Origin of the sequence: Neorhizobium sp. S3-V5DH (assembly GCF_004343065.1) — a bacterium.
GTDB classification, from domain to species: domain Bacteria; phylum Pseudomonadota; class Alphaproteobacteria; order Rhizobiales; family Rhizobiaceae; genus Neorhizobium; species Neorhizobium huautlense.
On sequence record NZ_SMCL01000001.1, the window covers coordinates 253,284 to 267,772 of the forward strand.

General features: G+C 61.5%; 14 protein-coding genes. 3 read left to right on the plus strand and 11 right to left on the minus strand.

Translation table 11 applies throughout. From position 1 onward, the window contains the following. Nucleotides 1–47: 47 nt before the first annotated feature. Complete coding sequence (locus EDE09_RS01275) at nt 48–344, plus strand: hypothetical protein (protein WP_132408467.1); 297 nt, start codon at nt 48–50, stop codon at nt 342–344. Nucleotides 345–460: 116 nt separating this feature from the next. Then, entirely contained in the window at nt 461–1,765 is a 1,305-nt protein-coding gene (locus EDE09_RS01280) for a mechanosensitive ion channel domain-containing protein (RefSeq protein ID WP_112797322.1), read from the plus strand. A 14-nt stretch (nt 1,766–1,779) separates the two neighbouring features. Here EDE09_RS01280 and EDE09_RS01285 read toward each other — a convergent pair whose 3' ends face one another. Together EDE09_RS01285 and EDE09_RS01290 are read right to left on the minus strand one after the other, a co-directional pair. Beyond that, nucleotides 1,780–2,331, minus strand: coding sequence for a hypothetical protein (locus EDE09_RS01285; RefSeq protein WP_132408469.1), 552 nt, complete (start codon nt 2,329–2,331; stop codon nt 1,780–1,782). Between the two features lie 128 nt (nt 2,332–2,459). Then, nucleotides 2,460–3,743, minus strand: coding sequence for a cystathionine gamma-synthase family protein (locus tag EDE09_RS01290; RefSeq protein ID WP_132408471.1), 1,284 nt, complete (start codon nt 3,741–3,743; stop codon nt 2,460–2,462). 196 nt (nt 3,744–3,939) lie between these two features. Here EDE09_RS01290 and EDE09_RS01295 point away from each other — a divergent pair, with 196 nt between their 5' ends. Further along, nucleotides 3,940–5,349 carry a mannitol dehydrogenase family protein gene (locus EDE09_RS01295; RefSeq protein WP_112797316.1) on the plus strand — a complete coding sequence of 470 codons (1,410 nt, stop codon included), beginning with the start codon at nt 3,940–3,942 and terminating at the stop codon, nt 5,347–5,349. Nucleotides 5,350–5,381: 32 nt separating this feature from the next. On the opposite strand, the gene EDE09_RS01300 is transcribed toward EDE09_RS01295, so the two are convergent. The 9 genes from EDE09_RS01300 to EDE09_RS01340 all read right to left on the minus strand — a co-directional run bounded on the left by EDE09_RS01300 (nt 5,382) and on the right by EDE09_RS01340 (nt 14,364). Then, complete coding sequence (locus EDE09_RS01300) at nt 5,382–6,659, minus strand: L-fuconate dehydratase (RefSeq protein ID WP_132408473.1); 1,278 nt, start codon at nt 6,657–6,659, stop codon at nt 5,382–5,384. 18 nt (nt 6,660–6,677) lie between these two features. After that, the gene (locus EDE09_RS01305; RefSeq protein WP_132408475.1) at nt 6,678–7,412 is read right to left on the minus strand and encodes an SDR family oxidoreductase; all 735 of its coding nucleotides are present in this window, start codon (nt 7,410–7,412) and stop codon (nt 6,678–6,680) included. Nucleotides 7,413–7,442: 30 nt separating this feature from the next. After that, complete coding sequence (locus EDE09_RS01310) at nt 7,443–7,772, minus strand: L-rhamnose mutarotase (RefSeq protein ID WP_132408477.1); 330 nt, start codon at nt 7,770–7,772, stop codon at nt 7,443–7,445. Between the two features lie 11 nt (nt 7,773–7,783). Then, nucleotides 7,784–8,791: a zinc-binding alcohol dehydrogenase family protein gene (locus EDE09_RS01315; RefSeq protein WP_105370578.1), complete on the minus strand. Its 1,008-nt coding sequence runs from the start codon at nt 8,789–8,791 to the stop codon at nt 7,784–7,786. Between the two features lie 4 nt (nt 8,792–8,795). Next, nucleotides 8,796–9,614, minus strand: coding sequence for an amidohydrolase family protein (locus EDE09_RS01320; protein WP_105370579.1), 819 nt, complete (start codon nt 9,612–9,614; stop codon nt 8,796–8,798). Between the two features lie 3 nt (nt 9,615–9,617). Continuing rightward, nucleotides 9,618–10,631, minus strand: coding sequence for an aldo/keto reductase (locus EDE09_RS01325; RefSeq protein WP_105370727.1), 1,014 nt, complete (start codon nt 10,629–10,631; stop codon nt 9,618–9,620). 74 nt (nt 10,632–10,705) lie between these two features. Next, the gene (locus EDE09_RS01330) at nt 10,706–11,650 is read right to left on the minus strand and encodes an ABC transporter substrate-binding protein (RefSeq protein ID WP_105370580.1); all 945 of its coding nucleotides are present in this window, start codon (nt 11,648–11,650) and stop codon (nt 10,706–10,708) included. Nucleotides 11,651–11,747: 97 nt separating this feature from the next. After that, complete coding sequence (locus EDE09_RS01335; RefSeq protein ID WP_105370728.1) at nt 11,748–12,776, minus strand: ABC transporter permease; 1,029 nt, start codon at nt 12,774–12,776, stop codon at nt 11,748–11,750. Continuing rightward, nucleotides 12,769–14,364: a sugar ABC transporter ATP-binding protein gene (locus EDE09_RS01340; RefSeq protein ID WP_105370581.1), complete on the minus strand. Its 1,596-nt coding sequence runs from the start codon at nt 14,362–14,364 to the stop codon at nt 12,769–12,771. The genes EDE09_RS01335 and EDE09_RS01340 overlap by 8 nt, the downstream gene beginning before the upstream one ends. Between the last annotated feature and the right edge of the window lie 125 nt (nt 14,365–14,489).

Here is a 14,489-nt window from a genome sequence, read left to right on the forward strand (position 1 = left end):
GGCTAGTCCTGCCAATCTTCATCGAATTCAACAGGGTCGCTAGGAGGTTGACCGAAGAACGCTTGCCTATGGAGGTGAATATTCACACGTGCGGCGACGTATCTCGGCTTCTGGAAGACCTGCGACCTCTCAGCCTGCCGCCGCGCCAAGGCTTGCAAGGGCTTTCCCACGGGGCTCAATATCGCACCGAGCCGGGTTATCACACCAGCTTCCCACCCTGTGTCGGCCCTCGCGGGGCACGCCAGCAGGAGGTGCTGGCGGGCATGAGGCAGCTGGACGGAGAGGCGGAAGACGACGAACCGAAATATGACGGCCGCAAGGAAACGGAGAACCGATACCCATGACCGCCTAAGCCGCTGCCCGCGGCAGACCGGCTTTGGCGGCTTGCTTCGCCCTCCCTATTGAACCAAATGGCATTTCCACGGGTTGAAGGAACAAGCCAAACAAGGGCCGCGCCGCCGTGGATCTCATGCCGATGATCGAGGAGCTGGAAGCCTGGCTCAGGACCTTCGTTCTGAGCGAATGGACGCTTTATCAGCTTGGGATCATCGCGGTCGGCTTCGCTCTCTCATCCTTCCTCGCGTCGCGCACCGAACCCGTCTTCGAAGCTCGCGCCCGCCGCATCAAGGGAAATCCGGATCTCCTCAGGGTCATTATCGCCTTCATGCGGCGCCTCAGATGGCTTTACCTCGTTCTGTGGCTGTGGATTGCCCATGCGGCGCTCGCGCCGAGAACCTGGCCGTCGCAGCGCTGGCTTCTCGGTACGGTCCTCACGCTGGTAGCCGCCTGGTTTGCGGTCGCCGTCCTCACCAAGATCATCCGCAACCCGACCCTGTCGCGGCTGGTGGCGATCGTCAGCTGGACCTATGTCGCGGTTTATGCGATCGGCCTCGACGGCCCGCTGATCTCGGCCATGGACGGCGCGGCGATCACGCTTGGGGCCATGCGGCTTTCGCTGCTCGTCATCGTCAAGGCGATCGTGCTGGCCGTCGCCCTCGTCTGGCTCGCCGTGCTCTTCGGAAACGTGCTCGGCCATTGGGTGCAGCGCTCCAGCGACCTGTCGCCGTCCTTCAAGGTGCTGATCACCAAGCTGATCAAGATCAGCCTCATCGTGGTCGCCGGCGCCGTCGCGCTATCGGCCACCGGTATCGATCTGACCGCGCTCACCGTCTTCTCCGGGGCCGTCGGGGTGGGGGTGGGTTTCGGGCTTCAGAAGGTGGTATCGAACTTTATTTCCGGGATCATCATCCTCCTCGACAAGTCGATCAAGCCGGGCGACACCATCACGCTCGGCGATACCTTCGGATCGATCCGGGATTTGCGCTCCCGCTTCGTCTCGGTCATCACCCGCGACGGCAAGGAATATCTCATTCCCAACGAGGACTTCATCTCGCAGCAGGTGGTCAACTGGTCCTTCTCCAGCGATTATGTCCGCATCGATGTCGATTTCGGCACGTCCTATGACAGCGACCCCCACGAGGTGGTGCGGATCGCCATCGAAACGGCCTCCGCCGTCCCGCGCGTCGCCAACAATTACAAACCGCCCGTCTGCTGGCTGACCGCCTTCGGCGCCTCGTCGCTGGATTTTCGCCTGCGCTTCTGGATTTCCGACCCCGCCAACGGGCTTACCAATATCCGCGGAGAAGTGCTGCTGGCGCTCTGGGATGCCTTCAAGGCCTCCGGCATCGACATACCGTTCCCGCACCGGGAGATCATCATGAAGACGCCGGTGTTATTCAGGCGGGATGGCGGGAGAGAGAAATGATGCTCCCGCCGCTCTCAATTCATCGCAGGTGCCGCGGGCTGGCCCCAGGTCGAGATCGGCTGGCCCGCCTTGGTCGCAACGCGCATGTCGTAGAGCGCAAGCGAGGCCTGAAGCTGCCGCATGTCGCTGCAGCGGTTGATGATGCCGCCGATATATTGCACGCAGTCGCTGGCGGTTCCCTGCACCGAACCGCTCGCCCAGTCCCTCACGATCCCGTCCGGCCCCACCAGGAAATAGGAAAGCCGGTTGTTCTGCGAGACGCTCGAACTGCCGACAAGGCCGGCGAAATTCGTGCCGCTCTCGGTCCTGGCGCCGGGCGCCATGTGCCGGTAGATCGTCGTGCCATTGGTAAGTTGCGTCTCACCGATCATCGGCCCGAAGGTCGCGCCGGAGCCGGAAAGCCGCGCCATCGGCGATTGGCCGAGATTGGCGACCTCCTGATAAGGCTTGCCCAGCGCATAGCTGGTGAACGAGCGGTTGGCGGCACTCTCCGCCTTTTCCGCAACTTGAGAACACCCCGCCAAAGCGATGGCGAGGCCGATCGCCAGAATTGTCGCAAAACCCATGCCGTAACCCCCGTGCCGGCTGCCGCCACGCTTCGGAACCCAGCAGGCTCCCATCGCCATCCGGTCGGCAGCTGTCCCCTTTACCCGCCGTCTTTGCTAGCAGATTCCGGGGATTTTGGAAGCGGACGTCACGCCTTATCGAGCGCCATCGTCAAATCGGCGATCAGGTCGTCCGGGTGTTCGATGCCGATCGACAACCGGATGGTCGAGTCGAGGACGCCGATCCGCTGGCGCACATTCGCCGGCACGCCGGAATGCGTCATCGTCGCCGGATGGCTGGCAAGCGATTCCGTGCCGCCGAGGCTGACCGCCAGCTTGAAGATCGACAGCGCGTTCAAAAACCGGAAGGAAGCTGGCTGTCCGCCCTCGATGTCGAAGGAAAAGGTCGATCCGCCACCGGTGCATTGGCGGGCAAAGACCTGTCCGGTCGGAGACTGCGGGTCGTCGAACGGCAGGTAGTGGAGTTTTTCAACCCGGGGGTGGCTGCGCAGGAACTCGGCGACCGCCGCCGCATTCGCATTCGCCTTTTCCATGCGGATCGACAGCGTCTCGAGGCTGCGGCCGAGCATCCAGCAGGAATGCGGATCGAGCTGGGTGCCGATTGCCCCGCGCAAGGCCTTCACCTGCTTGATGACCGCCTTGGAGCCGAGCGCGGCCCCGGCGATCAGGTCTGAATGGCCGCCCACATATTTGGTAAGGGAATAAAGGGAGATATCGGCGCCATGCTCGATCGGCCGCTGGAAGACCGGGCCGAGCAGGGTGTTGTCGCAGGCGATGACCGGCATATGCCCCTGGGTTTCCCGGATCGTCTCAGCGACGCGACGGATCATCGCGACATCCACGAGGCTATTGGTCGGGTTTGCCGGCGTCTCGATCAGGATCACCGAAACGCGGCCTTTCGACATCGCCTCTTCCGCAGCGGCGGTGACGGATTTTTCGTTCACGCCGTCCGCAAAACCCACCGCCGCGACGCCGAGATTGAGGAAGGTTTTCGCCAGCAGCGTCTCGGTGCCGCCATAGAGCGGTTGGGAGTGGAGGATGCTGTCCCCAGGCCTCACGAAGGCCATCAGTGTGGTGGCGATCGCCGACATGCCGGAGGAAAAGAGCGCGCAGCTGTCCGTCTGCTCGTAGACCGCCATCCGGTCCTCGACGATCTCGCTGTTCGGATGGTTGAAGCGGGAATAGACGAGGCCCGCACCGGTCCCGGGTGGCGGCTCCTTGCGACCGGAAACGAAGTCGAAGAAGTCGCGGCCTTCTTCCGCCGATTTGAACACGAATGTGGAGGTGAGGAAGACCGGTGGCTTCACGGCGCCTTCGGAAAGTTCCGGGTCGTAACCATAGTTCAGCATCTGCGTTTCTGGGTGGAGCTTATGATTGCCGATATGCGTCTTCGAAGGGTGAGGCGCCGTCATGCTGGTCTCCTGCGGGCGAGAATTTCTATCATGGAGATAAGCTTCATGCCGTCATTCTCAAGCCGCCTCGTGGGCAAGACGAAAAGGACGAAATGTCGGAAGTATGCCGTTGACGATGATTGCCGGCAAACGCTATCACTCGATGCTGTTCCAATGGGAGGATGCCTCGTGAAGTGCCGGGCATCATTGATCAAATATGGCTCGTCTCACCGCATCCACATCCCTTCCTGCCGATGTTGCAAAGCCCGGATATGACCGGGCTGCGCTGAAGCCCGGCATCGTTCATCTGGGGCTTGGCGCATTCCACAGGGCGCATCAGGCGGTCTACACGGATGCAGCGTTGGAAGCGGAATTCGGTGATTGGGGCATCGTCGGTGTGAGCTTACGTTCCGTCGATATTGTTCACGACCTGAGAGCCCAGGACGGCCTCTACACTGTCGTGGCCCGCAGCGCGGCGGGAGACGATGCACGCGTCGTGGCCTCGGTGATCAGAGGGATGTCCGGAACCGAAGATCGGGAGGAAATCTTGTCGTTGATGGCCGATCCGGCGATAAAGATCGTCACCATGACGGTCACGGAAAAGGCATATGGCTACGATCCGGGCTCGGGCGGGCTTGACCGCAAGCATCCGTCGGTCGCCGCTGACCTCGCCGATCCCGCCTCACCCGTCGGCGTCATCGGTTATATCGTCGAGGGCCTTTCCCGTCGCCATGCCGCCGGGCTGCCGCCGTTCACGGTGCTCTGCTGCGACAACCTGCCGACCAACGGCCGCATCGTCCGCCGTCTTGTGATCGAAATGGCAGGCGCCCGCGATCCGGCGCTCGCCAACTGGATCGCGGCCCGGGGTGCCTTCCCGTGCAGCATGGTCGACCGAATTGTGCCGGCCGCAACGGAAGAAACAAGGGCGCGCGCCGAAAAGCTGCTTGGCGCCGAGGACAAGCTGGCGCTTGATACCGAACCTTTCCTGCAATGGGTTATCGAGGACCATTTCATTTCCGGCCGGCCGAAATGGGAGACCGGCGGGGCACTTTTTGTCGATGACGTTGAGCCCTACGAAAAGATGAAGCTGAGGCTCCTGAACGGCGCCCATTCGCTGATCGCCTATCTCGGCCAGTTGAAGGGGCTGGAATATGTGCGCGATGTCATGGCCGTGCCCGAATATCGGGCGCTCGCGCGTCGGCATATGGATGAGGCGCGCAAGACGCTCGATCCGGTGCCCGGCATGGACCTCGATGGCTATATGGACGAACTGATCCAGCGCTTCGAAAACCCGACGGTTGCCCACAAGACCCGGCAGATCGCCATGGACGGAAGCCAGAAACTGCCGCAGCGGATTTTTGCGGGCGCAGCCGAGGCGCTTGCGGCCGAAGGTGACGCCGACTCCTGCGCCTTTGCGACCGCTCTCTGGATCGCCTATGTGATGCGTACGCCGGATCTGGATGATCCGCGCCGCGACGAGTTGTGCGCTGCCGCGGCCAGGTCCGCCGGCAACGACCTCTCGGCTCCGTTTTTCGAACTGCCTGGGCTTTTCCCGCGGGCTCTCATGGAAAATGGCGCATGGCGTGCGCGGGTGAATGCAGAGCTCGAAAAGCTAAACGCCGGCTGATGCCGGCGTTGCCTGTTTTCTTACCCGTTCTCTCAGCCCTTGAAGGTATATTCGGCGATCGATTGAGGCTTCATTTCGATCGAGAAACCCGGCCTTAGCGGCGGCATATAGGCGGCATTCTTGATGACGCAAGGATCGACGAAATGCTCATGCAAATGGTCGACATATTCGATCACGCGGCCTTCCTTGGTGCCGGAGACGGCAACATAATCGATCATCGACAGGTGCTGCACATATTCGCAAAGCCCGACGCCGCCGGCATGCGGCCAGACCGGCAGATTGTATTTCGCGGCGACCAGCAGCACGGCCAGAACTTCGTTGAGCCCGCCCATGCGGCATGAATCGATCTGTACGATGTCGATCGCGCCTTCGGCGATGAACTGCTTGAACATGATGCGGTTCTGGCACATCTCGCCAGTCGCGACCTTGACCGGGCCGATAGCCTCGCGGACCTTGCGGTGACCGGCGATATCGTCCGGGCTTGTCGGCTCCTCGATGAAGAAGGGCCTTGCGAAGGCGAGCTTCTTCACCCAGTCGATAGCCTGGCCAACCTCCCAGACCTGGTTGGCGTCGATCATCAGGTAGCGGTCGGGGCCGATCACCTCTCGGGCGATGGTGAGGCGGCGGATGTCATCCTCAAGATCGCGGCCGACCTTCATCTTGACGTGATTGAAGCCGGCATCGACCGCCTCCTTGCAGAGCCGACGGAGTTTTTCCTCGGGATAACCGAGCCAGCCCGCGGACGTCGTGTAGCAGGCGTAACCCTCGCGTTTCAGCGTCGCGATCCGTTCGGCCTTGCCCGTTTCCGCCTTTTTGAGGATCGCCAGCGCGTCCTCGCGCGACAGCACGTCGGTTAGGTAGCGGTAGTCGACAATATCGGCGATCTGTTCGGCCGATAGTTCCGCGACAAGCTGCCAGACCGGCTTGCCCGCATCCTTGGCATAAAGATCCCAGAAAGCGTTGACCACTGCGCCGGTTGCGAGATGCATCGCGCCCTTGTCGGGGCCGATCCAGCGCAACTGGCTGTCGCTCGTGAGGTGCCGCCAGAATTTCCCCGGATTCTGGCGGAACGCTTCCAGCTCCTGCCCGACCACCAGATGCCGCATGGCCTTGATCGCCATGCAGCAGATGTCGTTGCCGCGCCCGATGGTGAAGGTTAGTCCATGGCCGGACAGATTTTCGCTATCGGTGTCGAGAATGACATAGGCCGCCGAATAGTCCGGATCCGGATTCATCGCATCGGAGCCGTCAAGGCTTTGCGAGGTCGGAAAACGGAGATCGAAGACGCGGAGTTCGGTGATACGGGTCATGAGGCTCTCTTCGTGAAGTCAGATGGTCCAGCCGCCGTCGATCGCGTAAGCTTGGCCTGACGTATAGGTGGCGCCGGCAAGATAGAGGGCGAGTTCGGCAATTTCTTCCGGCGTGCCGAGCCGACCCATCGGCTGGCGGGCGATGAAGGTAGCGCGGGCTGTTTCGTAATCGCCCTGGGCTTTCATGCGGTCCTGAAGCGAGGGGCTTTCGACGGTACCCGGGCAGATCGCGTTGCAGCGGATGCCCTGCGTGACATAATCTGCCGCAACCGATTTCGTGAGCCCGATCACGGCAGCCTTGGTCACGCCATAGGCGAAGCGGTTCGGCACGCCCTTGATGCTGGAGGCGACGGACGACATGTTGATGATCGAACCCTCCTGTTTCGCCAGCATGCCCGGCAGCACGGCGCGAATGGTGCGGATCATCGCCTTCACGTTGAGGTCGAAGGCGAATTCGAGATCGCTGTCCTTCATGTCGACGACGGTTCCGCCATGCACGACACCGGCGCAATTGAAAAGGACGTCGACGGTGCCGATCTTTTCGATGCAGGCTTTGACGGCAGCATCGTCGAGCACATCGAGCTTCGCGGTTTTCAGATTAGGAAGCGCGGAAAGGGCGGCAAGAAGCTGCTCGTTGATGTCGGTGGCGTAGACGGTAGCGCCCGCTTCGGCGAACGTGATTGCGCTTGCCCGACCGATGCCCTGGCCCGCAGCGGTTACGAGGGCGGTTTTTCCATCCAGTCTGATCGTCATGTCTTGTCCTCAACTCTCTGGCGGAAGGCGTCAGTCATGATGGAAGACCTCTTCCATCATCGCCCACCATTCGCCTTCCTTGCGACTTTCGAGCGGCCTCTGGCAAGGGATTGTGAAGGACCACCATTCCTGATTTTTCGGGTCAGCCGCCATTTTCGCCATGTCGGCCTCGAAATCGGTGCCGTGATATTCCCAGCTGCCGAACAAAAGGTTTTCCGGCTCCCGCAGAAAGATCGTGTAGTTACGGATGTTGCATCGGCTGATGAGATCGAGGATTTCCGGCCAGACTGCGGCGTGCAGCCGCTTGTACTCGGCGACCATTCCCGGCTCAACGCCGATAACCATGCCCATTCTTTGCATGCGCTTCTCCTTCAGACTTCCACCAACGCCTTGACAACGCCGGCCGAAGGGTCGGTCAGTCCGGCAAAGCGCTCGGGCACTTCAGACAGTGTCATTCGGTGTGTAATCAGGGCATCGGGAATTTCGCCTGCGCGCATGGCCTGCATCACGCGCTCGAAATCCGCCCGCGTTGCGTTGCGGCTGCCGAGCAACGAGGTTTCGCGCTTGTGAAATTCCGGGTCGGAGAAGGTGATATCGCTTGAGACGATCGAGACGAGTACATAGGTACCGCCGTGGCCGACGAAACCAAAGCCGCGTTCCATCGCCTTCGGATTACCGGTGGCATCAAAGACGACGTCGAAGAAATCGCCGTTTGTCACGGCCGCAAGCTGCTGCGCGTCGTCGGCTCCGAGGGTGACGGTGGAGGAGATGCCGAGATGCTGGCTGGCGAAATCGAGCCGGTCGGTTCTGCCGTCGATGATGGTGACTTCGCCGCCATCGAGCTTGGCGAAGATTGCCACCGACAACCCGATCGGACCGGCACCGACCACGAGCACTTTTTGGCGGGGCTCTACACGAGCCCGGGTTACCGCATGGGCGCCGATCGCCAGGAACTCCGCCATCGCAGCCTGGTCCAGCGAAAGACCGTCCGCCTTGAGGACGAATTCTTCCGGCAAGCTCAGATATTCCGTCATGCCGCCGTCGCGATGGACGCCGAGCACGCCGATATTGCGGCAGCAATTCGTCTTGCCCTTGAGGCAGGCGCTGCAGCGGCCGCAGGAAATATAGGGGATGACCGAAACCGTATCGCCGGGCGAAAGGGCGCTTCCGGCCGGAGCCTCCTCCACCGTTGCCGCAAGCTCATGACCCATCACGCGCGGATAGGAGAGATACGGCTGGTTGCCGGTGAAGATGTGCAGGTCCGTGCCGCAGACGCCGATGCGCTGCAGCTTTATTAGAACTTCGCCTTCGCCGCGGACCGGCTTTGGGCGGTGGATGGCGCTGAGTCGACCGGGTTCGTCGCAGATTATCGTCAGCATTTACTTACACTCCAAGCCGATAGACGCGGTTGGCATTGCCTCCGAAAACCGCCGCATGATGTTCGGCGGGCACGACATCCAGGCATTGAGCCAGCCACTTGCTATATTCTCCGGCCAACCGCAGCACCGGCCAATCGCTGCCCCAGATCACCCGTTGCGGACCGAAGAGATCGAGAATCGTTTCCGCGTAGGGCCGAACGGCCTGAGGCTTCTGGTCGCCTGCTTCGGTCAGCAGTCCCGAAAGCTTGCAATGGACATTCCGAACTTCGGAAAGCGCCTTCATGCGGCCATACCAACTGATGAAGCGGCCTTCCGCGATCGGCGGCTTGGCCCCATGGTCGATCACGATCGGCAGATCCGGATGGCGGCGGGCGAAAGCAAGCAGAGGCTCCAGATGACGCGGCAGGACGAGTGCGTCGAAGACCAAATGGCGTTCGGCCATCGCCGCGACCGCGGCATCCAGTCTGGGATCGTCGATCCACCTGTCGTCGGCAATATCCTGCAGCATCGGGCGGAAACCCTTGAGCTTCGGGTGCTTAGCCAGATCGGCGATATTGGCCGCGGCGTCCGCCGCATTCATGTCAGTCCAGCCGACCACCCCGAAGATGAACGGCGTCTTATCCGCAAGGCGAAGCATGAAGGCGGTGTCTGCCTCGTGTTCCACCGTCTGCACCAGCACGGTGCCGTGGATTTTCGCTTCATCAAGCAGAGGCTTCATGTCTTCGGGCATGAAGTCGCGATGGATCGCGGCGAGTTCCGGCGGCGGCCATTGACCCACCCGGTCGGCAATCCGCCAAAAATGCTGGTGCGCGTCGATCCGCATGACTCAGGCGCCTTCACGGGGGATAGGTGCACCTTCGGCAACCAATCCGCGCTCTTTCAGGAGCCTCCAGAAGGACATTGGAACCTCTTCCGCAAACCACTCGACATTCGACTTGATCTGCCCTGCCGTGCGCGCGCCGGAAACGACCGTGATCACCGCGGGATGGGCAAGGGGAAACTGCAGCGCGGCCGCCTGAAGGGAAACTCCTTCCTGGCTGCAGGCTGCCTGCAGTTCGTCGACGCGGGCAAGAATATCGGCAGGCGCCTCGGTATAGTTGAACTTCTTGTTGCCGGCGAGCAGGCCGGAATTGAAGGGGCCGGCGACGACAATGCCCACGCCCCGCTTGGTGCAATCGTCCATCAAGGCGAGACTCTCCTGCTCCAGAAGCGTGTAGCGGCCGGCAAGCATGGCAACGTCGATGTCGAAGACCTGCATGGCGTCGCGGATGATCTCCCATTCGTTGACGCCGAGGCCAACGGCCTTGGTCAGGCCTTCATCGCGCAGCTTGCCGAGGGCGCGAAACCCGCCGCCTTCGGTCAGTTGCTGCCAATAGTGCTGGTGCTTGTCCCCATGCGTCACGCTGCCGATATCGTGGACGTAGAGGATGTCCGGCTTCAGGATGCCGAGACGCTGTTGACTTGCTTCGAACGAGCGCAGGATGCCGTCATAGGTGTAATCGTAAACTGGGCGGAAGGGCAGAGGCTCGATATAGCCATCTTCTTCCGGGCCGACGGTGTCGTCCGGCGTCATGACGCGCCCGACCTTGGTGCTGAGGACGTAGTCGCTGCGCGGCAGGTCGGTCAGCATCGTGCCTAGCCGGCGTTCGGAGCGGGTGAAACCGTAGAAGGGAGCAGTGTCGTAGTAGCGGATGCCGGCATCCCAGGCTGCCTTGAAGGCGCCTGCCGATTCCTCATAGGACGTTTTGCGATAGAGATTGCCCATCTGGGCGCAGCCAAGACCCATGAGGGTGATTTCGACCGGGCGGCGGGGCAGGGTTCTCTTGTCGGCGACGTTCATCAGTATGACCTTGAGCAATCGGCTGAATAAAGGGGGCACGCGCCATTTGCGACGCGTGCCCAGGCGGGGGAGGATCAGTAAAGGACGTTCTTGGCTTCCGGCTTTTCGATGTTGTCCTTGGTGACGACGACAACGCCGGTATCGACGAACTTTTCGACCTTTTCCTTGTTCATGGCCTTGAGCACGGTCTGGACGCCGAGTTCGCCCATCTGGAACGAGCCCTGGACAGCGATCCCGGCAAGCGTGCCGTCTTTCACGAATTCCTGCAGGTCCTGGTTTCCGTCGAAGCCGATCGCGACCACCTTGCCGGCCTTGCCGGATTGTTTCAGGGCGCGGCCCATGCCGATTGCCGTCGGCTCGTTGGCGCCGAAGATGCCCTTGAGATCGGAATTCGCAGCCAGAACGTCGGTGGTCTGGTTGAGTGCCGTCGCCATCTGCGACTGCGAGTAGAACGGTCCGACGATCTGGAGCTTGGAGTTCGCCTTGATGTAATCGGTGAAGCCGCCGACACGGCCGATTTCCGAACCGGCGCCCGCGACATAGGACATCACGGCGATCTTGCCTTCCTTGCCGACCTTGTCGATCAGCGCCTTGGCGGCCAGTTCGCCGGCCTTCTTGTTGTCGGTCGCCAGGAACGACTGGTAATATTGCTCCGAGCCCTTGGAGAGCATGGAGTCGATGATCACGACGGGGATGCGGGCTTCCCATGCCTTCTTTACGGCCGGAACCAGCGCGTCCGGATCGGAAGGCGCCAGCACGATGCCGGAAACCTTACGGTTGACGGCATTCTCGACCATATTGACCTGGTCGGCGATCGCCGATTCCGCCGCAGGACCCTGGAAGGTCATGGTATTGCTGCCTCCGCCGGCCTTCATGGCTGCATCGGCGCCCTTCTGGACGTTCTGCCAGAAGGTGGAATTGACGGTTTTCACGATGACCGCGATTTCGCCTGCCTGAGCCATCGAGGCCGTCGTAAGGGCGATTGCGGATGTCAGCAGTGCTGCAGCAAGCTTTTTCATTGTATTCCTCCTCTTGAGATTGGCCTGACCGGCCGGTTTCAGGAGAGCTCCTCGCTCTCTTGGCAGTGTCGCGGTTAAAGGACCGCGTGCCCCCTCCTCAGCGGCGGTTGCGCAGCTGGTCGATCCAGACGGTGACCAGAATGACGAGGCCGATGATGATCTGTTGGGTGAAGGCCGAGACGCCGTTCATATTCAGTCCGTTGCGAAGGATACCGATAACGAAGGCGCCGATGGCGGTGCCGGAAATCGTGCCGACGCCACCGATCAATGAGGTGCCGCCGATCACGGCGCTGGCGATGGCGTCGAGCTCGTACATCACCCCCTCGTTCGGCTGGGCGGTCACGAGCCGCGACATCAGCACGCAGCCGGTGAGGCCTGCAAGCGTGCCGGACAGCACATAGGTGAAGCTGACGATGCGGCTGACATTGACGCCGGAAAGACGGGCGGCATCGGGGTTTGATCCGACGGCATAGATATGCCGGCCGAGCACCGAGCGGTTCAGCATGAAGGAGACGGCGACCGCGATCACCACCATGAGGATGACGGGATAGGGGATGCCCGGGAAAACGACGGTCGGAAACCCGTCCTCGCCGATATTCACGACCCGGAGGAAAGAACCATTGCCGAGCTCGCCGAAGGATTCGCCGAGACCGGAAACTGCCCTTGCGCCGGTGATCTGCAGTGCAACGCCGCGAGCGATCAGCATCATGCCGAGCGTCGCGATGAAGGGCGGCAGTCGCAGGCGCGTGACCACGAAGCCGTTGATCCAGCCGCAGATCGCGCCGGTCAGAATGCCGATCATCATGCCGAGCCAGACCGGCGTTCCGTAGTCCTTGACGGCAAGCGCCGCCACGACACCGGAAAGCGCCAGAACCGAGCCGACCGACAAGTCGATGCCGCCGGTAATGATCACGCAAGTGGCGCCGATGCCGAGAAGTGCGATCGAAGTGACCTGCAGCGCCACCGTCATCCCATTGTCGATGGTGAAGAAGGCACTGCTCGTGAACGAGAAGACGGCGATCAGCACGAAAAGGCTGCCAAGTGCCGCAAATTTCTGGATGATGTCCTTCTGCCGGTCGCTGAGCGAGACGCTCTTCTGCTTGGAAACTTCGGTGATCTCAGCCATGTCTTTCCCCATCCCGCCGGCCATAGCCGGAGGCGTATCGCATGATCTCTTCCTGGTCGGTCTTCTTCGTTTCCAGGACGCCGGTGATCCGGCCCTGGTGGAAGACGGCGACGCGGTCGGTCATGCCCAATATTTCCGGCAGCTCGGAGCTGATCAGCACGACGCCGATGCCCTCGGCCGCAAGCTCGTCCATGATGCGGTAGATCGCCAGCTTCGCGCCGACATCGATGCCGCGGGTCGGCTCATCGAAGAACAGCACCTTCGACTTGCGGAATAGCCATTTGCCGATGATGATCTTCTGCTGGTTGCCGCCCGAGAGCAGCCGGACCGGCTGCTTGATCGACGGCGTGCGGATGTTCAGCAGATCGATGTATTCCTTCGCGGCCGTGGCATGCTTGCCGAAATCGATCAGCCCGAAGCGGTTCGACACCGCCTCCATGTTGGCAAGCGTCATATTGACGTCGACCGGCATCTTGATCGCGAGACCCTGAGCTTTCCGGTCTTCCGAGAGGTAGGCGATGCCGGCAGCGATCGCATCGCGTGGCGATGTGATCGAAAGAGCCTGACCGTGCAACGTGACCTTGCCGGCATCGAGCGGATCGGCGCCGAAAATGGCGCGCGCTACTTCCGTGCGGCCGGCGCCCATCAGGCCGGCAAAGCCGAGGATTTCGCCGCGGCGCAAGGTAAAGGAGACGTTGCGGAAGACGCCGGCGCGCGACAGGCCTTCGGCGCTCAGGATGATCTCGTCGCTCGGGACGGAGGTCCGGTCGGGAAATTTCTCTTCCAGCGACCGACCGACCATTTTCGAAACGATCGCGTCGATACTGGTGGCGCCGAAGTCGTCGGTGGCTATATAGCGGCCGTCGCGGAGCACGGTGACGCGATCGACGATCTCCGCCATCTCGTCCAGCCGGTGCGAAATATAGACGATGCCGACGCCGGATGCCTTCAGGTCGCGGATCACCTTGAAGAGAAGCCGCGTCTCCTGCTCGGTCAGCGAGGAGGTCGGTTCGTCCATGATCAGCACTTCGGCGTCGAGCGAAAGCGCCTTGGCAATCTCCACCATCTGGCACTGGGCGACCGACAGGCCGCGTACCGGAGCATCCGGGTTGATGTCGACGCCAAGCCGATCGAGACAGCGCTTTGCATCGGCGCGCAGCTTTTTGCGGTCGACCAAAAAGCCTCGCCTTGGCTCACGGGCAAGATAGATGTTCTCGGCGACCGAAAGATGCGGAACGAGGTTGAGTTCCTGATGGATGATGGCGATGCCTGCCGCCTCGGACTCGCGCGTCGACGAAAACTGCCGTTCCTCGCCCTTGTAGATGATCGTGCCGCCGCTTGGCTGGTAGACGCCGCTGATGATCTTCATCAGGGTCGATTTGCCCGCACCATTTTCGCCGCAGACCGCATGCACCTCGCCGCGGCGGAGGTCGAAATGTACGTTGGATAGCGCCCGTACGCCGGGAAACTCCTTGCTGATATTGTCGAGGCGCAGCAGAAATTCCGTACTGGAAGCCGGCACGCCGCGGGTCGCCGTCGTGGCGATGCCCGGAACGCTTCCGTGATGCTCGGTCGGCCGGCTTTCCATGAACTCCCCTCCCAGGCTATTGCAGCCCGATATCCCCTCGGCTCCTCCCGAGGACTTCTTTAATGCGTAAACCCGCATCTAAAACTGGTCAAGCCAATTTTTACCTCTTAATACGAAAGAGGGCT